At 70.8% G+C, this 17388-nt stretch carries 21 protein-coding genes; 3 read left to right on the forward strand and 18 right to left on the reverse strand.

Annotated features, from left to right (window positions below; genetic code table 11):
* Nucleotides 1–4 precede the first annotated feature (4 nt).
* The 4 genes from frr to rpsB form a co-directional block, all read right to left on the reverse strand.
* Nucleotides 5–559: a ribosome recycling factor gene (gene frr / locus RWH44_RS10665; RefSeq protein ID WP_076675969.1), complete on the reverse strand. Its 555-nt coding sequence runs from the start codon at nucleotides 557–559 to the stop codon at nucleotides 5–7.
* Nucleotides 560–634: 75 nt separating this feature from the next.
* Complete coding sequence (gene pyrH / locus RWH44_RS10670) at nucleotides 635–1354, reverse strand: UMP kinase (protein WP_298872351.1); 720 nt, start codon at nucleotides 1352–1354, stop codon at nucleotides 635–637.
* Nucleotides 1355–1491: 137 nt separating this feature from the next.
* Nucleotides 1492–2319 carry a translation elongation factor Ts gene (tsf, locus tag RWH44_RS10675; RefSeq protein WP_298872348.1) on the reverse strand — a complete coding sequence of 276 codons (828 nt, stop codon included), beginning with the start codon at nucleotides 2317–2319 and terminating at the stop codon, nucleotides 1492–1494.
* Between the two features lie 149 nt (nucleotides 2320–2468).
* Nucleotides 2469–3362 (reverse strand): 30S ribosomal protein S2, encoded by an 894-nt coding sequence (gene rpsB / locus RWH44_RS10680; RefSeq protein WP_316004551.1) that lies wholly within the window; start codon nucleotides 3360–3362, stop codon nucleotides 2469–2471.
* Nucleotides 3363–3677: 315 nt separating this feature from the next.
* Between rpsB and RWH44_RS10685 the strand changes: the two genes are divergently transcribed.
* Nucleotides 3678–4193: a murein hydrolase activator EnvC family protein gene (locus RWH44_RS10685; RefSeq protein ID WP_316004552.1), complete on the forward strand. Its 516-nt coding sequence runs from the start codon at nucleotides 3678–3680 to the stop codon at nucleotides 4191–4193.
* Nucleotides 4194–4303: 110 nt separating this feature from the next.
* Here the strand turns inward: RWH44_RS10685 and RWH44_RS10690 are convergent, their stop codons facing one another.
* The 10 genes from RWH44_RS10690 to RWH44_RS10735 form a co-directional block, all read right to left on the reverse strand.
* Nucleotides 4304–4945, reverse strand: coding sequence for a DUF3060 domain-containing protein (locus RWH44_RS10690; protein ID WP_316004553.1), 642 nt, complete (start codon nucleotides 4943–4945; stop codon nucleotides 4304–4306).
* Nucleotides 4946–5277: 332 nt separating this feature from the next.
* Nucleotides 5278–6300 (reverse strand): tyrosine recombinase XerC, encoded by a 1023-nt coding sequence (locus tag RWH44_RS10695; protein ID WP_316004554.1) that lies wholly within the window; start codon nucleotides 6298–6300, stop codon nucleotides 5278–5280.
* 148 nt (nucleotides 6301–6448) lie between these two features.
* Nucleotides 6449–7633 (reverse strand): DNA-processing protein DprA, encoded by a 1185-nt coding sequence (dprA, locus tag RWH44_RS10700; protein ID WP_316004555.1) that lies wholly within the window; start codon nucleotides 7631–7633, stop codon nucleotides 6449–6451.
* Nucleotides 7630–9156, reverse strand: coding sequence for a YifB family Mg chelatase-like AAA ATPase (locus tag RWH44_RS10705; RefSeq protein ID WP_298872333.1), 1527 nt, complete (start codon nucleotides 9154–9156; stop codon nucleotides 7630–7632). The genes dprA and RWH44_RS10705 overlap by 4 nt, the downstream gene beginning before the upstream one ends.
* Entirely contained in the window at nucleotides 9153–9515 is a 363-nt protein-coding gene (locus tag RWH44_RS10710; protein WP_316004556.1) for a YraN family protein, read from the reverse strand. Before RWH44_RS10710 ends, RWH44_RS10705 begins: the two co-directional genes overlap by 4 nt.
* Before the next feature lie 93 nt (nucleotides 9516–9608).
* A complete protein-coding gene (locus tag RWH44_RS10715) occupies nucleotides 9609–9932 on the reverse strand; it encodes a DUF2469 family protein (protein WP_055836674.1) in 324 nt (107 codons plus the stop codon).
* A 246-nt stretch (nucleotides 9933–10178) separates the two neighbouring features.
* Nucleotides 10179–10832: a ribonuclease HII gene (gene rnhB, locus RWH44_RS10720; protein ID WP_316004557.1), complete on the reverse strand. Its 654-nt coding sequence runs from the start codon at nucleotides 10830–10832 to the stop codon at nucleotides 10179–10181.
* Complete coding sequence (gene lepB / locus RWH44_RS10725; protein ID WP_316004558.1) at nucleotides 10829–11602, reverse strand: signal peptidase I; 774 nt, start codon at nucleotides 11600–11602, stop codon at nucleotides 10829–10831. Before lepB ends, rnhB begins: the two co-directional genes overlap by 4 nt.
* A gap of 139 nt (nucleotides 11603–11741) precedes the next feature.
* Entirely contained in the window at nucleotides 11742–12089 is a 348-nt protein-coding gene (gene rplS / locus RWH44_RS10730) for a 50S ribosomal protein L19 (protein ID WP_058231655.1), read from the reverse strand.
* 184 nt (nucleotides 12090–12273) lie between these two features.
* Nucleotides 12274–12777 carry an MFS transporter permease gene (locus RWH44_RS10735; RefSeq protein WP_316004559.1) on the reverse strand — a complete coding sequence of 168 codons (504 nt, stop codon included), beginning with the start codon at nucleotides 12775–12777 and terminating at the stop codon, nucleotides 12274–12276.
* 111 nt (nucleotides 12778–12888) lie between these two features.
* On the opposite strand from RWH44_RS10735, the gene map reads away from it, so the two are divergent.
* Entirely contained in the window at nucleotides 12889–13671 is a 783-nt protein-coding gene (map, locus tag RWH44_RS10740) for a type I methionyl aminopeptidase (protein ID WP_298872320.1), read from the forward strand.
* A 298-nt stretch (nucleotides 13672–13969) separates the two neighbouring features.
* On the opposite strand, the gene trmD is transcribed toward map, so the two are convergent.
* The 4 genes from trmD to rpsP are packed head-to-tail and all read right to left on the reverse strand — an operon-like array spanning nucleotide 13970 to nucleotide 15954.
* Complete coding sequence (gene trmD / locus RWH44_RS10745) at nucleotides 13970–14659, reverse strand: tRNA (guanosine(37)-N1)-methyltransferase TrmD (protein WP_298872318.1); 690 nt, start codon at nucleotides 14657–14659, stop codon at nucleotides 13970–13972.
* Between the two features lies 1 nt (nucleotide 14660).
* Complete coding sequence (gene rimM, locus RWH44_RS10750) at nucleotides 14661–15305, reverse strand: ribosome maturation factor RimM (protein WP_298872316.1); 645 nt, start codon at nucleotides 15303–15305, stop codon at nucleotides 14661–14663.
* Entirely contained in the window at nucleotides 15305–15535 is a 231-nt protein-coding gene (locus RWH44_RS10755; RefSeq protein ID WP_056230892.1) for an RNA-binding protein, read from the reverse strand. The genes rimM and RWH44_RS10755 overlap by 1 nt, the downstream gene beginning before the upstream one ends.
* 5 nt (nucleotides 15536–15540) lie before the next feature.
* Complete coding sequence (gene rpsP / locus RWH44_RS10760; RefSeq protein ID WP_115917985.1) at nucleotides 15541–15954, reverse strand: 30S ribosomal protein S16; 414 nt, start codon at nucleotides 15952–15954, stop codon at nucleotides 15541–15543.
* A gap of 232 nt (nucleotides 15955–16186) precedes the next feature.
* On the opposite strand from rpsP, the gene RWH44_RS10765 reads away from it, so the two are divergent.
* A complete protein-coding gene (locus RWH44_RS10765) occupies nucleotides 16187–17350 on the forward strand; it encodes a glutamate--cysteine ligase (RefSeq protein ID WP_298872307.1) in 1164 nt (387 codons plus the stop codon).
* Nucleotides 17351–17388: the final 38 nt, after the last annotated feature.

Raw genomic sequence — 17388 nt, forward strand, 5'->3', positions numbered from 1 at the left:
CGGATCAGACCTCGAGGAGCTCGGCCTCTTTGCGCTTGAGCGCCTCGTCGATCAGATCGACGTGCGTGCGCGTGACGGCGTCGAGCTCCTTCTCGGCCCGGACGAGTTCGTCCTCGCCGACATCGCTCTTGAGCGCGTCGAGGTCGTCCTTCGCCTTGCGGCGGAGGTTGCGCACCTGCACCTTGGCGTCTTCGCCCTTGCCGCGCACGATCTTCACGTACTCCTTGCGGCGGTCCTGGGTGAGCTCCGGCATGGTGACGCGGACGATGGTGCCGTCGTTGGTGGGGTTGACGCCCAGGTTCGGCATGTCGCGGATCGCCTGCTCGATGGCCTTCAACGCGGACTTGTCGTAGGGGTTGATGACGAGGGTGCGCGCCTCGGGGTTGTTCAGCGACGCGAGCTGGGCGAGAGGAGTGGGCGACCCGTAGTAGTCGACCAGGACCTTCTGGAACATCTGGGGGTTCGCGCGTCCGGTGCGGACGGTCGCGAAGTCCTCCTTGGCGGCCTCCACGGCGCGATCCATACGCGCTCCGGCATCGGCGAGGACATCGGCGATCACGGTGACTCCATTCGTTGGAACTGACTTCCCACTCTAGTCGCGCGCGGGCCCGGCTCCCCGGGCCCGCGCGGCGCGTCACGCGGTGACGAGCGTTCCCATCTCGTCGCCGAGCAGGGCGCGGGTGACGTTGCCGGCCGGCTCCATGCCGAACACGCGCATGTCGATGCCGTTGTCCATGCAGAGGCTGAACGCGGTCGAGTCGACGACCTTGAGGCCCTTCTGGAGCGCGTCGTTGTAGGTGAGGTGGTCGAGCTTGGTCGCGTCGGGGTCCACGCGCGGGTCCGCCGTGTAGACGCCGTCGACGCCGTTCTTGGCGACCAGCACCTCGGTGGCCCCGATCTCGAGCGCGCGCTGGGCTGCGACCGTGTCGGTGGAGAAGTAGGGCAGTCCGGCACCCGCACCGAAGATCACGACGCGCCCCTTCTCGAGGTGGCGCACCGCGCGGCGCGGGATGTAGGGCTCGGCGACCTGGGTCATCGAGATCGCGGACTGCACGCGCGTGGCGGCTCCCGCCTGCTCGAGGAAGTCCTGGAGGGCGAGGGAGTTCATCACCGTTCCGAGCATGCCCATGTAGTCGGCGCGACCGCGGTCCATTCCGCGCTGGCTGAGCTCGGCGCCGCGGAAGAAGTTGCCCCCGCCGACCACGATCGCGATCTCGACCCGGTCCACCGCCTCGGCGATCTCCCGGGCGATCTGGCTGACCACGTCGGGGTTGACACCCAACTGGCCCCCGCCGAACGCCTCCCCCGACAGCTTCAGCAGAACTCGGCGGCGCTTGGTGGCTTCATCGATCACGTGTGGTGTCCTCTCGTCTTGAACAAACTATCCCCCGCGCGTTTCCGGCGCGCGTCCGAAGCGACGCCGGGCAGGGAAAAGGCCCGGGATGCCGTGGCATCCCGGGCCTGATGACGGGCCCTGAGCCTGTCTGAGTGTTACGCGCCGACCTTGAAGCGGGCGAAGTCGGTCAGGGTGAGACCGGCGTCGGACGCGACCTTGGCGACGGACAGCTTGTTGTCCTTCGCGTAGTCCTGGTCGAGCAGGGCGACCTGCTTGAAGAACGCGTTCACGCGGCCCTCGACGATCTTCGGCAGGGCGGCCTCGGGCTTGCCCTCGTTGCGGGAGATCTCGGTGACGATCTCGCGCTCCTTCTCGACGTCGGCCTCGGGCACGGCGTCGCGGGTGAGGTACGAGGGGTTCGCGAACGAGATGTGCTGCGCGATGCTGCGAGCGGTCTCGGCGTCGTCACCGGTGTAGGCGAGCACGACACCGACCTGCGGGGGCAGGTCCTTGCTGGTCTTGTGCAGGTAGACCTCGAACTTGTCGCCCGAGATGGTGCGCACGCGACGCAGTTCGACCTTCTCGCCGATGATCGCGGCCTCGTCGGAGATGAGCTGCTCGACGGACGTGCCCTCGGCGTCGGCGGCCAGAGCGGCCTCGACCGAGTCGGCACCGGCGGCGGCGGCCGCGTCGACGACCTTGTCGGCCAGAGCGATGAAGCGCTCGTTCTTGGCGACGAAGTCGGTCTCGCAGGCGAGCTCGAGCAGCGTGACCGAGCCGGCGTTCTCGCGAGCGACCACGAGGCCCTCGCTCGTCGAACGGTCGGCGCGCTTGGCGTTGCCCTTCGCACCCTTGAGACGCAGGATCTCGACGGCCTTCTCGACGTCGCCGTCAGCCTCTTCGAGCGCCTTCTTGGTGTCGACCATGCCGGTGCCGAGCTGCTCGCGCAGCGCCTTGATGTCGGCGATCGTGAAGTTTGCCATGGTGTGGCGGTCTCCTTGTCGTTTGCGTTCTAGATGTGAGCCCGGCGGGGCCGTGTCATCGTCCCATGGAGGGACGGTCACGACCCCGCCGGATCGTAGCCTGTGCGGGTGACGCGTGTGCCACCCGGAGGTGTCGCGCGTCGCGCGGCTTACTTGCTGTCGGTGGCCTCGGCGTCGGCGACCTCGGTCGCGGACTCGCCCGACTCGGCGGCGACGGCCTCGTCGTGGGCCTCGGCGCCGGCCTCGTCGTCAGCCGACTCGGTCGCAGCCTCGGTGGTCTCGGCGGGGGTCTCGAGCAGCTCGCGCTCCCACTCGGCGAGGGGCTCGGCGGCCTCTTCCTCACCGGCGGGCTGGTGGCGCTGGATCAGGCCCTCGGCCGCGGCGTCGGCGATGATGCGCGTGAGCAGGCTCACCGAACGGATCGCGTCGTCGTTGCCGGGGATCGGGTACTGGAACTCGTCGGGGTCGGCGTTCGTGTCGAGGATGCCGATCACGGGGATGCCGAGCTTCTTGGCCTCGTCGACCGCGAGGTGCTCGCGCTTGGCGTCGACGACCCAGATGGCCGACGGGGTCTTCTGCAGGTTGCGGATACCACCGAGCGACTTGTGCAGCTTGTCGAGCTCGCGCTTCTTGAGCAGGAGCTCCTTCTTGGTGAAGCCGCTCTCGGCCGGGTTCTCGTAGTCGAGCTCCTCGAGCTCCTTCATACGGGCGAGGCGCTTCGACACCGTCTGGAAGTTGGTGAGGAGGCCACCGAGCCAGCGCTGGTTGACGTAGGGCTGGCCCACGCGGGTCGCCTGCTCGGCGAGGACTTCCTGCGCCTGCTTCTTGGTGCCGACGAAGAGGATCGTGCCGCCGTGCGCGACCGTCTCCTTGACGAACTCGTACGCCTTGTCGATGTAGCCGAGCGACTGCTGCAGGTCGATGATGTGGATGCCCGAGCGCTCGGTCAGGATGAAGCGCTTCACCTTCGGGTTCCACCGGCGGGTCTGGTGTCCGAAGTGAACGCCGCTGTCGAGCAGCTGGCGGATGGTGACGACGGCCATGGTCGTACTCCTGTTTCTGGGCGCTTTCACGCCGTGGTTGTGGTTGTTCGCGCCAGACGGACCGTCTGACGAGCCTGGTACCCGGCGCACACCCGCCACCCGCCGGAGCGGAGGACCATGGGGTGTGGATGCCGCGCGGTGCGCCGATCCGCAGATCGACGCGGTGCGCAATGGGCACGCGGAGTCATCCCGACATGCGGGATGCACCCCCTAGCATACAGGACGCCTCCTCCCCACCGCGCGCGCGGACGCGACCGTCCCCATCTCGGCCGTCGCCGCCTCGCCGGCCTCGCCCGAAGGACCAGACTCCCGGGCATGGCCCTCCCCTTCGCGCGGCGCGCTCTCGACGTGATCGTGGTGATCCTGACGTTCGGCGCAGTGCTCGTCGGCGCCGCGGCCCCGGCGCGCGGGGTGGGCGCGGATCCGCTCGCCGACAGCGGATGGCTGTGGCCGGTCACCCCGGTGCGCATCGTGCGCGGATGGGAGGCGCCCGCGCGGCCCTACGGTCCGGGCCACCGGGGCATCGACCTCGCGGGCGCGGAGGTTCGCTCGCCCGCTGACGGGACCGTGGCCTTCGTCGGGCCTGTCGCCGGACGGGGTGTGCTGACCGTCGACTTCGGCGGGGGCCTCGTGGGCTCGGTCGAACCGGTCTCCTCGGACCTGAAGGTCGGCGATCGGGTCACCCGGGGTCAGCGGATCGCGACGGTCACCGAGGGCGGTCACACCCCGTCGGGAGCGGTGCACCTGGGCGTCCGCCTCGACGGCGAGTACGTCAACCCGCTGCGCCTCCTGGGCGGCGTACCCCGGGCCGTGCTGCTTCCATGCTGCTGAATCGCGGCCGGCGTCTCAGGGGCGCGTTGCAGGATGCCGCAGCCAGCCCCTGCGACGACTGCTCGTGGGCGCCGCCGAACGACGGGACCCGCACCCCGTGAGCGCGGGCGTCACCCGATCTGGTTGCCGCGGCCCTCGACCGTCGTCGTTCCGACGCCACCGGGGGCGCGCACGACGTTGTCCTGCCCGCGGACCGTGACCGCTGCGATCGCTCCCGCCGCCTGCACCGTCGTACGGTCACCGCTGAGGTCGACGCTCCCGACCCCACCCGAGGATTCGACGGAGCCGTCGTTGCCCTGCACGACCAGCATGTCGATCCCGGCGGCGACGACGCGCGCGCGGTCGCCCGAGACGCGGAGCGTCCCGATGGTCGCGCCGGAGGCATCCACGGTGACAGCCGAGCCCGACACGGTCAGTTCGGCGCATGTGCCCGTCACGCGCACGGACTGCTCGGCGCCGGAGACGCTCTGGCTCCCCCCGTCTCCGCACGAGAGCGCACCCGGGTCGACCCCGGGGGTCGAGGGCGAGGGAACGACGGTGACCAGCGGTGCGGACGTCGCGTCCGCGTCGGGCGTCGGCGAGAGCGTCACGACCGTGGGCGACGGGACGGATGCCGTCGGGGACGCGCTCGACGCGTCGTACCCGGGCGGAAGTCGCGTCTCGACCGGTTGCGGCTGCATCGCGCAGGCCGTGAGCACACCGCAGACGACCAATGCACCTGCCGCGGCGGCGGCGATTCGACGGGACGACACGCACCCACGGTACGGGCTGCGCGGCTGCACACGCCAGCCGACGCGATCGAGGGCAGCCACTGCTGACACGCGGCACCGACTGCCAGACCGGCCGACCGGCGCGAGCGGAGGGCACTCATGGCTGACGCGTGACGTCGACCGCCCTGAACCCGGACCAGCTCGGCGGATCACGCGCGCCGCTCACGGCTCGCTCTGACGGCCGGCCGCACCGGCCGGAGCGAGCGGAGGGCACGCACCGCTGACGCGCACGCCGCCCGCACGCCGCCCGCCTGGCACGCCGCCCGCCCGCCACACCGCCCGCCGGGGCACGCCGGGCGCCCGGCTTACCGCGCTCACGCGCGAGGGTGCGCCAGACGATACGCCTCGCGCAGCCTCTCCGCCGAGACGTGGGTGTAGATCTGCGTCGTTCCAAGACTCGCGTGGCCGAGGATCTCCTGCACGGCCCTCAGGTCTGCGCCGCCGTCGAGCAGGTGGGTGGCGGCGGAGTGCCGGAGCGCGTGCGGACCCAGCACCTCCGCTCCCAATCGCGGACCCACCGTGCGCGACACGAGCGCGTGGACGGCGCGAGGACCCAGACGCGCACCCTTCGCTCCGAGGAACACGGCCCGTGCGTCCCGGCCCGTGCGGGTGGACGTTCCGCCCCTGACGGACCGGGCGGACACGTCGCCATCACCGTGGCCTCTCGTCGTGTCGGCACGTCCCGGGTGCGTGCGGGAACCCTCCCCGGACTCCCGCGCGTCCTGTCGCGCGCGAAGAACCGGTCGACCGCGGACGAGGTAGGCCTGGAGGGCGCGTTCCGCGGGCAGGCCGAACGGAACCACGCGCTCCTTGTCGCCCTTGCCCCGCAGTCGGAGCGTGCGCCGTTCATGATCGATGTCGTCGAGATCGAGTCCGCAGGCCTCCGAGACGCGCGCCCCCGACCCGTAGAGAAGCTCGAGGAGGGCGTGATCCCGGAGGGCGATGGCGTCGCCCTCCTTCGCCGACGCGGCCGCGGCGTCGAGCACCTCCGCGAGGGCGTCGCGCGTGGCCACCGCGGGGAGCGTGCGCCCGCGCTTGGGCGAGACGAGGCGCTGCGAGGGGTCGACGGTGACGAGGCCGACCTCGCCCGCCCAGGCGAACATCCCGCGTACCGTCGAGGTGCGGCGGGCAGCGGTGGCTCTGCTCTTCCCCGCCTGCGCGGCACGCCATTGCCATTCGCGGAGATGGTCGACCTCGATGTCGGAGATCGGCGGATCGTCCAGAGCCCGCACCAGGTCTTCGAGATCGGAGCGATAAGCCCGCACGGTGGCGGGCGAGAGTCGGCGCACGTCCGCGAGGTGGGACAGATATCCCTCGACCACCGCGGATGTGCGCACGCTCCCACTCTGGCCCCCGCCCACCTCGAGCCGCGGCGGACGCGCGGGGAGCGTCCGAGCCCGGGTCGCGACCGGGCGGCCCGTCGTCGAGGATGCTCTCCACCCCGGTCCGGCGCATCCGCGCGGCTGCGCCGTGTCGACCCCCATGTCACGGACGACCACTCCCCCGCGTCACCGACCGCCATGCGCCGTCGTCGTCGCGTACGGCACGGCCCTCCAGCTCGGCGAATCCGAGCAGGACGGCGGCGTCGTCACGCGCGAGCCCGCTTCGTCGGGCGACGTCCTCGACCGATCTCGCCGACCGCGGGGACAGCGCATCGAACAGCCTCGTGGTGTCATCCGTCTTCGCGCCGTCGACCGGGCTCTCGCCGGCGCTCTCGGGGGGAACGTCCGCGCCGAGCATCTCGAGGACGTCCGCCGCCGAGGTCACGCACACGCCGTCGAATTCGCGCAGCACCCGGTGGCATCCCGCCGACGCGGCGCTGGTGATCGGGCCGGGCACCGCTCCGAGCCGTCTGCCGAGCATCGCGGCATGACCGGCCGTGTTCAGGGACCCGCTTCGCCAGCCGGCCTCGATGACGACCACGGCGTCGGCCATCGCCGCGATGAGACGGTTGCGGCTGAGGAACCGCCATTTCGTCGGCGCCGCCCCGCACGGGGTCTCGCTCCAGACGGCCCCGGTCGTCGCGATCCGTTCCAGCAGGCCCTCGTGTCCACGGGGATACGGGCGGTCGACCCCACCGGCGAGGAATGCCACCGTCCCGCCCCCGGTCGAGAGAGCGCCGCGGTGGCATGCGCCATCGATGCCGTACGCGGCGCCGGAGATCACCACGGCACCCGTCGCCGCCAGCTCGGCGGCGAGATCGACTGCGACGCCCTCGCCGTATGCGGTCGCGGCACGCGCCCCCACGAGCGCCACCGCGGGGGCATCCGGAGGTGTCCCGCGCCCACGCCTCCACAGAGCGACCGGCGCGTGCGCCTCGAGATCGTCGATGCGGGAGGGCCACGCGTCGTCTCCCGGGACCACGAGGCGAGCTCCGCACCGCCGAGCCGCGTCGAGAGCGGCGGCGACAGCCGACGGCTGGAGTCTCGGCATCCATCTCGATCGCGCTCGATCCAAGGCGTCACCGCCGCCCGCCATCACGACACGCAGAGCCGCGGCGGCTCCGACGGCCGCGATCAGGACCCCCGCCTCGCTGTCGCCGGGCTCGACCAGCACGCTCCACACCGCTCGCGCGTAGACCTCGACCGGATCGGAGACGACGCCCCCGCCGCCGCGCAGACCCTCGATCGCTTCGCGAGCGGACCCCTCGGACAGATCCAGCGTGCTCATGAAGCGCTCGCTCCCCGTCGCAGATAGAGCGCTCGACCGACGTCGGACGCCTCCAAACGGTCATGTCCGGCGATGTCTGCGACCGTCCAGGCCACCCTCATGAGGCGGTCGTACCCGCGCAACGTCAACGCGCCTCGCCGCAGGGCGAGATCGAGTGGGGCGAGCACGTCGGAGCTCGGCGCGGCGGGTCCACGCAGCCAGGTGCCGGGGACGTCTGCGTTCCGACGCCACGGGGTCTCCTTCCAGCGCCGCGCAGCGCGGGCGCGCGCTTCCGCCACCACCGACCGGGCGTGAGCCGTCGTCACGATCGCCCCCGCGTCGTCTCGGCGCACCGACGAGACGCGCTGCAGACGGAGGTCGATGTCGATGCGGTCCAGCAGCGGCCCGGACAGGCGCCGCGTGTAGCGTCGGATGGCCTGCGGGGCGCACTCGCACGTCCCTCCCGGGACGCCGTACTGCCCGCATGGGCAGGGATTGGTCGCCACCACCAGTTGAAACCGCGCCGGGTAGGTCGCCGCCACGCCGGAGCGATGCACCTGGATCACTCCGCTCTCGAGAGGCTGACGGAGGGCGTCCAGAACCGAGGCCGGAAACTCCCCGCCCTCATCCAGGAACAGAACGCCCTCGCTGGCCCTCGCGATCGCGCCCGGGCGGATCACGCCGGAGCCCCCACCGATGAGCGCCGCAGCCGTCGCCCCGTGGTGGGGGCTCTCGAACGGCGGAACGCGCGAGAGACGGGTCACGGTCTCGCCGGAGAGCGAACGCACCGACGCCACGGAGAGCGCCGCATCGTCGTCGAGGGGCGGGAGGATGCCGGGCAGCCGACGAGCGAGCATGGTCTTGCCGGCACCCGGCGGCCCGCTCATGAGGATGTGGTGTCCGCCCGCTGCCGCCACGACGAGGGCGTCGACCGCCTCACGCTGGCCCACGACGTCCGCCAGCTCGAGGGCGACGTCGGCCGGCTCGGCCGCCCCGGGCAGGTCGACGGCGGGGAGATCGGGCGCTTCGCTGCGGCCGCCGTGCCACCGCACCACATCGGCGAGACAGACGGCCGCGAACACCTCCAGCCCGTCCACCAGAGCGGCCTCGGCCGCGTTCGCCGTCGGGACGACCACACGTGTGCGCCCGGCGGCGCGAGCGGCCACGACAGCGGGGAGAACCCCGGCGACGGGGCGCAACCGCCCGTCGAGCCCGAGCTCGCCGATGTGAACCGTGTCGGCGACATGGGCGGCATCCATCCGCACGGAGGTGGCGAGGGCCGCGACGGCGATCGCGACGTCGAAGCCCGAGCCGCGTTTGGGCAGGCTCGCCGGGGAGAGGTTCACGGTGATCCGCCGTTTGGGCAGGTCGAGACCGCGATTGGTGCACGCGTTGCGCACCCGGCGGCCGGCCTCGCCCAGCGCTTTGTCGGCCAGGCCGATGATCGCGAACTCGGGCGTCTGCGACGACACGTCGGCCTCCACCTCGACGAGGTCGCCACGCAGTCCCGTCAGTGCCACGGCCCACGTCCGCGCGACGGTCACAGGGCGTCCTCGAGATGTTCGAGGCGCGCGTGAGCGGGATCGTCACCAACGAGACCGATCACGTCGACACGCAGCCGTCGCCCCCGCGCGTGCTGCGGATGCGCGGAGAGCCAGGCCATCGACAACCGCCACAGGCGCTCGGCCTTGCGCCTGTCGACCGCCTCGAACGGGTGACCGTAATTCTCGCTGCGTCGGGTCTTCACCTCGACCACGACGAGGGTCCCGTCGCGCTCAGCGACGACGTCGATCTCGCCGTGCGGGCATCGCCAGTTGCGCGCCAGGATGCGGTAGCCGTCGCCGATCAGGTACGCGACGGCGCGGTCTTCTCCGGCTCTGCCGAGGTCGTCTTTCGCTGCCATGCCCGAGAGCGTGGCACTCGGCTCATCCTGCCCGTAGAGCTCGACGCCTCATCGGTGGAGAGATCGCGTCGCAGCGGCGCTGGGGAGGAGCCGTCAGTTGTCGAGCGACAGTTCGTCGGGCAGCTGGAAGTCATGGCGCGAGAGCTCCTCGACATTGACGTCTTTGAACGTCAGCACGCGCACCGACTTGACGAAGCGGTCGGCGCGGTAGATGTCCCACACCCACACGTCGGTCATCGAGATCTCGAAGTAGAAGTCGTGCTCGGTGTCGCGGCGCACGACGTTCACGTCGTTCGCGAGGTAGAACCGACGCTCGGTTTCGATCACGTAGGTGAATTGGCGCACGACATCGCGGTACTCGCGGTACAGGGCCAGCTCGAGTTCGCGGTCGTAGTCCTCGAAGACGTCGTCATCCATGGTCCTCCCATCCTAGGCGCGGGACGCGCGGGCAGCAGCACAGCGCCGATCGCCCGGGCGCGTCCGTCCGCCGGAGCACGCTCGAGGGGCGCAGCCCGAAGGGCCCGGTCCGAAACAGCCCAGGCCGAGACAGCCCACGCTCCGACAGAGCGGTCCCGGCCGCGGCGCGGACACCGACGGTGCGGGCCGCACAGCGCGGGTCTCGCGACAGCCCGGGCCCAAAGGTGCGAGGTGCAACGGCGCTGGTCAGAACAGCGTCGGCGCCGCCGCGATCGCCCACGAATGGCGGTGGTGCATGCTCATCCCGTGCACCGAGATGGCTTCGCGGTGGTCGAGGCTCGCGTAGCCCTTGTTCCGCGCCCACCCGTACGCGGGCAGGTCGTCGTGAAGCCCCGTCATGAGGGTGTCGCGGGCGACCTTCGCGATGACGGATGCCGCGGCGGCACTCGCGCAGTCGCGGTCGGCCTTGATGACCGGACGGACGGTCAATCCGGACTCCCCCGCGGGCGTGATGTAGTCGTGGTTGCCGTCGAGGATGACGAGGGCCTCCTCGGGCACGACGCCGTGCGCACGCAGATCCGCGATCGCGCGGACGGCCGCGAGCCCCAAGGCGCGGATGATGCCGATCTCGTCCACCTCGACCGAGCTCGCCCACCCGACCGCGCTGTGCTGCACGAACGCCGCCGCGCGGGCGGCCACCTCCGGGCGCCGTGCCTCGGGCACGAGCTTCGAGTCCCGCAGTCCCGCAGGTACCCGCTTACGGGATCGGGCCGGGTCGATCACGGCCGCGCCGACGGCCACGGGACCCGCCAACGCCCCGCGACCGACCTCGTCGCACGCGATGATGACCGCGTGCTGCTTGAGCAGCCGGCGCTCGAGGGTGAGGGTGGGTTCAATCACTGCTCCCCCGGCGCGGGAACCCCCGCGAACACCTCGTGGTGGAAGTCGATCAGCCCGAACCGGTCGAAGGGCCAGGTGATGACGAAGGCACGGCCGACCACGTTGTCGATCGGCACGAAGCCCTGCCCCGGCTGCGCCTGATTGAAGCGGGAGTCGCGCGAACTGTTGCGGTTGTCGCCGAGCACCCACAGGGAGTCGTCCGGCACGGTGACGTCGTATGGCACCGGCTCCGGAGCGGTCGCCCCGGGAGACAGTCGCACGTAGGTCTCGTCGATCGGGACGCCGTTCACCGACGTCTGACCGAGGGCGTTGCAGCAGACGACGTGGTCACCGGGCGTCCCGATCACCCGCTTGATGAGATGGTCGTCGCTGTCGGGCGCGGCGAGGCCGAAGAGGGACAGGACCCAGTCGACGACCTCCACGAAGGGCGACCGCTCCTGTGCCGGTGCGTTGTCGAGCCATCCGCCCGGGTCGCGGAAGACCACGACGTCACCGCGCGAATACTCCCCGAACTTCGGGGTGAGCTCATCGACCAGGATCCGGTCCTTGATCATCAGCGTGTTCTCCATCGACGCCGACGGGATGTAGAACGACCGCACGACGAAGGTCTTGACCAGGAACGACACCAGCAGCGCGATGACGACGATCACGACGAGGTCGCGGAGGAACGAGCCCCAGCCCCGGCGACGAGGCTCGGAGGATGCGCGGGAACGGGATGCGCGGGAGCGGGATGGCATGGCATCCGGGGTCGAGGCGGTCTGGTCGCTCATGTTTCCTTCACCGGTTCCCCGCACGCCGGAGAACCGCAGCAACAAGGGTCGCACACCCGCGCGCCGCCCCGTGACCGCGTCGCCGCGAAAACGCCGAACGCCCCGGGGTGAAATCCCCGGGGCGTTCGAGAGAGTCGACTCAGCGGTCGCGCTTCTCCTTGATCTTGGCCTTCTTGCCGCGCAGGCTGCGCAGGTAGTAGAGCTTCGCGCGACGCACGTCACCGCGCGTGACGACCTCGATGTGGTCGATCACGGGGCTGTGGACGGGGAAGGTGCGCTCGACGCCGACCTGGAAGCTGACCTTGCGGACGCAGAAGGTCTCGCGCACGCCGTCGCCCGAGCGGCCGATGACGACGCCCTGGAACACCTGGATGCGCGAGCGGTTGCCTTCGGTGATGTTGACGTGCACCTTGACGGTGTCGCCGGGGGCGAAGGCGGGGATGTCGGAGCGGAGCGAAGCCGCGTCGACGGAGTCGAGGATCTGCATGATCATCACTTCCTGCGACCGCCACAGGTCGATCGCACGATAAAAGGGGAAAAGGTGAGGCGTGCCCGAGCCGCGGATGCGGCGGACTCCCCTGAGGCAGAGCCGGTCAGGGCACAAAGGATCATTCTGCCACGTCGAGACGCAGCGGCCAAAACGCGGGTCCGCCGGGCGGCGGCCCCCCGGGTCATTCCGTGCGCCGCGACTCCGAAACGACGATGACGTCGCCGTCGACCCGCGGCTGCGGACGCTGCTGCGCGCTCTCCTGCGGCGCGGGGATGTACGCCGTGCCATCGGTGGCGTGCAGCACCGTCACGGCCCCACGGGCCTCGTTCCACACCTGCGCGAGCGACGACCAGAAGAGCACGAGCGCACCGGCGATCGACAGCACGAGGAGGGGGAAGAACACCCGCGAGTCGAACAGACCGAGCGCGACGATGACGAGGTGCCAGAGCCCGATGCCGATCGCGTCGCGCCACGACACCGCGCGGGACTCGCGGACGCTCACCCGGGCGCGGACGAGCAGCGAGAGCAGCAGCTGCGAGACGAAAACGGCGGGGATGGCGACGAACAGCCAGAGCAGCGCCCATCCGCTGCCGCCGGAGAAGACGATCCAGCCGACGAACAGCCACAGCGGCAGCACGAAAGCGGCCGGGAACATCCAGCGGAAGAACAGACGGCGCAGCACCATGAGCCGATGCTAGGGCGCGACCATGTGCGGCACCTTTGAGAACCCCATGGCCCGAGCCCACGGCATCCGCATCCATCGGAGAGAATGGAGACTCGACGAAAGGGAACCACCATGATCGAACTGCGTACGCCGGCCGAGATCGACGCGATGCGCCCCGCGGGCCGCTTCGTCGCGGAGGTGCTCGCCACGCTGCGCGACGAGACCAAGGTGGGCACCAACCTCCTGCACCTCGACCGTCGCGCGCACGACATGATCCGTGCGGCGGGGGCGGAGTCCTGCTACATCGACTACCACCCGTCGTTCGGCGCGAGCCCGTTCGGCAAGGTCCTGTGCACCTCGATCAACGACGCCGTCCTGCACGGCCTCCCCCACGACTACGTCCTGCGCGACGGCGACCTCGTCTCGCTCGACTTCGCGGCCTCCGTCGACGGCTGGGTCGCCGATTCCGCCGTCTCGTTCGTCGTCGGCTCCCCCCGCGACGAAGACCTCGCCCTCATCGACACCACGCAGCGCGCCCTCGCCGCGGCGATCGACGCCGCGACCGTCGGCCACAAGATCGGCGACATCTCCGCCGCCGTCGCGGCCGTGGCGCACGCCGAGGGCTTGAGCATCAACACCGACTTCGGCGGCCACGGCGTCGGGCGCACGATGCACGGCGACCCGCACGTCGCCAACGACGGCAAGGCGGGACGCGGGTATCCCCTCCGCGACGGCCTGGTCGTCGCCCTCGAGCCGTGGTTCCTGCAGACGACCGATGAGCTCGTCACCGACCCCGACGGCTGGACGCTGCGCAGCGCCGACGGCTCGCGCGGAGCGCACTCCGAGCACACCGTCGCAATCACCGCCGCCGGTCCGATCGTGCTGACCGACCGCTCTTTCCTCGGCGTCGACTGAGTCCGCATCACGGATGCCGCGGCCGTGCGGTCGCGGCGTCCGCCATGTCCGGGAGCGTCATCGCACAGGGCCGCACGCACCTCGCAGGCCCAGCGCCACAGCGCGCGAGGTTCGAGTCGATCGGCGAACCGGCGACCGCGAACCGCAACCGGATGCCGCAGCCCGGGGTCCTCGGCATCCGTCACATCCCGGCGCTGCACCGCGGACACCTCGCGGAACCCCGCCCCGGCATGCGCGACTGCGCCGACCTGCGAACTCGGCGAGCGGGCGGGACGTGAAAGGCCGCCGGCGCCGGCGCTCAGTCCGCGAGCAGGTCGGGACGACGTGCGCGGGTGCGTTCGAGCTGCTGCTCGCGGCGCCAGCGCGCGACGGCGCCGTGGTTGCCGCTCAGCAGCACCGGCGGCACCTCGCGATCGCGCCACAGCGCGGGCTTGGTGAACGACGGGTACTCGAGCAGCCCGTCTTCGTGCGACTCCTCGACGAGGCTCTCCGGGTTGCCGACGACGCCCGGGACGAGCCGGCCGATGGCCTCGACCATCGCCATGACCGCGACCTCGCCGCCGTTGAGCACGTAGTCGCCGAGCGAGAGCAGACGCACGTCGCCGAGCTCGGACGCGTAGTCGAACACGCGCTCGTCGATGCCCTCGTACCGGCCGCATCCGAAGACCAGGCGCGGCGCCGTCGACAGCTCGCGGGCGATCGCCTGGGTGAAGCGCTCCCCCGCCGGAGAGGGGAAGACGATGACGGGACGCGGATCGGCGTCGCCGACGACGGCGTCGAGGGCCTCGCCCCAGGGCTCGGGCTTCATCACCATTCCGGCGCCGCCGCCGTAGGGCGTGTCGTCGACCGTGCGGTGACGGTCGTGGGTGAAGTCGCGGAGGTCGTGCACCTGGACGTCGAGAAGACCGCTCTGCCGGGCCTTGCCCAGGAGGGAGACCTCGAGCGCGTCGAAGATCGTCGGGAAGATCGACACGACGTCGATGCGCACGTCAGTCCTCGCGGTCGGTGGGAACGTCGTCGGCGGCCGCCTGCTCGTCGGCGGGCGCCTGCTCGTCATCGGGCTCCGGGGGCAGGTCTTCGAACAGACCGGCCGGGGGCGTGACGACGACACGACCGCCCGCGATGTCGACCTCGGGCACGATCGCGCTCACGAAGGGGACGAGCACCTCGCGGTCGTCGCCGGACTGCGTGACGATCAGCAGATCCTGCGCGGGGAAGTGGTCGACGCGCGAGACGCGGCCGATGACCGTGCCGTCGCGGACGACGTCGAGACCGACGAGCTGGTGGTCGTACCACGCGTCGTCTTCGGCGGGGGCCTCAGAGGTGTCCTGGTCGATCCAGAGGATGGCCTTGACGAGCTCCTCCGCCGCCGTGCGGTCGTCGACGCCCTCGAAGAAGGCCACCGGGTGGGAGTTCATCCAGCGGAACTCGCGGACCGTCAACTCGCGGCCATGCCACGGCGACGATTCCGGAACCTGAAGGGTGAACGTGCTCCCCGGCGCGAAGCGCCCGTCGGGATCGTCGGTGTACAGCTCGAGCTTGAACGCACCCTTGAGGCCGTGGGCCTTCACGAGCCGTCCGACGCGGAGCTGGGTCTTGGCGGGCTGGGCGCCCGCGGTGTCGCCGTTCGCCATCAGTCGTCGGCGACGTCGACGCGCACACGGCGGCCGTCGGCGAGAGCCGACACCACCGTGCGCAGTGCCTTGGCGGTGCGTCCGCCGCGCCCGATCACGCGACCCCGGTCATCGGGGTGCACGCGAACCTCCAGCACGTCGCCACGCGGCGACGAGCTGGAACGGATGGTCACGGCATCCGGGTGATCGACGATCCCCTTGACGACGTGTTCGAGCGCGGCGGAAAGCACGGGGATTACTCGGCCGAGGTCTCGGCGGCGTCCTCAGCGGGCGCCTCCGCGGGGGCTTCGGCCTTCTTCTCGGCCTTGGGCTTGACGACGGACTTCTTCGAGGCATCGGCCTCGAACGCGGCCTTGGGCTCGCGGACCTTGACGGTCGACACGGCGTCCTTGTCGCCCTTGAACTTGCCCCAGTCGCCCGTGAGCTTGAGGATGGCGGCGACCTGCTCGGTGGGCTGAGCGCCGACCGAGAGCCAGTACTGGGCACGCTCCGAGTCAACCTCGATGAACGAGGGCTCCTCGGTCGGGTGGTACTTGCCGATCTCCTCGATGACACGACCGTCGCGCTTGGTGCGCGAGTCGGCGACGACGATGCGGTAGTAGGGCGCGCGGATCTTTCCGAGGCGCTTGAGACGGATCTTGACAGCCACGATGACTCCTGATGATGAAAACGAACGAACCGGACGCCTGGAGCGTGGGGTGCACACCCGGCGGAAGCTCAAAAGGGTGGACCGAAACTGGATAGAGGGTCGAGTAACGGGTCCAGCCCTCTATTCTGCCAGATCCCCCGACCCCGACGTGACAGATGGCGGAGAACGACACGCGGCGTCGCGGAGCGTAGCGCAGAGACGGTGCGCCGGGGCTGCGTGTCAGACTGACCGCATGAGGCTCCCGTTCGCTGAATCGACCCGCTCGTCCGTGGGCCTGGAGTGGGAGCTCATGCTCGCCGACCGCGAGACGGGCGATCTGGTCCCCCGCGCGCCCGAGGTGCTCGAGGAGCTCGAGGAGAAGTCGGCGCTCGAGCGTTTCACGGTCACCGGCGAGCTGCTCACCAACACCGTCGAGGTCACCAGCGGCGTCGGTCACACCGTCGCCGAGGCCGTCGATGACATCGGCGACGCTATTTGCGCGCTTCGGGAGGAGACCGAGCCCCGCGGGGTCGAGCTGCTGTGCGCCGGCAGCCACCCCTTCGCGCAGTGGTTCGATCAGCAGGTCACCGACAAGACGCGGTACCACACCCTCATCGAGCGCACCCAGTGGTGGGGCCGCAACATGATGATCTGGGGCATCCACGTGCACATCGGCGTCGACGACGTCGACAAGGTCATCCCCATCGTCAACGCCCTCACCGTCTTCCTCCCCCACCTCCAGGCGCTGTCGGCCTCGAGCCCGTTCTGGGCCGGTGAACGCACGGGCTACGCCTCCAACCGCGCCCTGGTGTTCCAGCAGCTGCCCACCGCGGGACTCCCCTGGCAGCTCGGGACCTGGGACGACTTCGAGGGCTACCTCGACGACATGGTGCGCACGGGAGTCATGGCGGATGCCAGCGAGGTGCGCTGGGACATCCGTCCGGCGCCCAAGTGGGGCACGGTCGAGATCCGCGCGTGCGACGGGATGTCGACCCTGCCCGAGCTCGCCGCCGTGGCGGCACTCGCGCAGACGCTCGTCGAGCATTTCTCGCGCCTGCTCGACGAGGGGCGCGAGCTGCCCGGCATCCCGCCCTGGTACGCCCGTGAGAACAAGTGGCGAGCCGCCCGATACGGCCTCGACGCCCGGGTGATCGTCGACCGCGAGGGCACCCAGCGCCCCGTGGTGGAGCACCTGCGCGAGACCATGGAGGAGCTCGCCGAGGTCGCGGTGGAGCTCAAGTGCGCGCGCGAGTTCGCCAGCCTCGAGACGATCCTCGCGACAGGCGGCAGCTCCGCGCGGCAGGTCGCGGTGGCCGACGCCGCCGACGGCGACCTCCGCGAGGTCGTGCAGCATCTGATCCGCGAGTTCCGGGGCGGTCCGACGCTGCGCGAACATCTCGCCGCGCTTCGCGTCTAGAGGGCGATCTCCGCGCGCGTTCATAGGCGGCCGATCCT

This window comes from Microbacterium phycohabitans (assembly GCF_032464935.1).
GTDB lineage: Bacteria > Actinomycetota > Actinomycetes > Actinomycetales > Microbacteriaceae > Microbacterium > Microbacterium phycohabitans.

Bases quoted from the DNA above. Each gene is read 5' to 3' on its own strand.
- tsf (WP_298872348.1), bottom strand. From the start codon at position 2,319: ATGGCAAACTTCACGATCGCCGACATCAAGGCGCTGCGCGAGCAGCTC.
- rpsB (WP_316004551.1), bottom strand. From the start codon at position 3,362: ATGGCCGTCGTCACCATCCGCCAGCTGCTCGACAGCGGCGTTCACTTC.
- RWH44_RS10685 (WP_316004552.1), top strand. From the start codon at position 3,678: ATGGCCCTCCCCTTCGCGCGGCGCGCTCTCGACGTGATCGTGGTGATC.
- dprA (WP_316004555.1), bottom strand. From the start codon at position 7,633: ATGAGCACGCTGGATCTGTCCGAGGGGTCCGCTCGCGAAGCGATCGAG.
- RWH44_RS10710 (WP_316004556.1), bottom strand. From the start codon at position 9,515: ATGGCAGCGAAAGACGACCTCGGCAGAGCCGGAGAAGACCGCGCCGTC.
- RWH44_RS10715 (WP_055836674.1), bottom strand. From the start codon at position 9,932: ATGGATGACGACGTCTTCGAGGACTACGACCGCGAACTCGAGCTGGCC.
- lepB (WP_316004558.1), bottom strand. From the start codon at position 11,602: ATGAGCGACCAGACCGCCTCGACCCCGGATGCCATGCCATCCCGCTCC.
- rplS (WP_058231655.1), bottom strand. From the start codon at position 12,089: ATGCAGATCCTCGACTCCGTCGACGCGGCTTCGCTCCGCTCCGACATC.
- RWH44_RS10735 (WP_316004559.1), bottom strand. From the start codon at position 12,777: ATGGTGCTGCGCCGTCTGTTCTTCCGCTGGATGTTCCCGGCCGCTTTC.
- map (WP_298872320.1), top strand. From the start codon at position 12,889: ATGATCGAACTGCGTACGCCGGCCGAGATCGACGCGATGCGCCCCGCG.
- rimM (WP_298872316.1), bottom strand. From the start codon at position 15,305: ATGGCGAACGGCGACACCGCGGGCGCCCAGCCCGCCAAGACCCAGCTC.
- RWH44_RS10765 (WP_298872307.1), top strand. From the start codon at position 16,187: ATGAGGCTCCCGTTCGCTGAATCGACCCGCTCGTCCGTGGGCCTGGAG.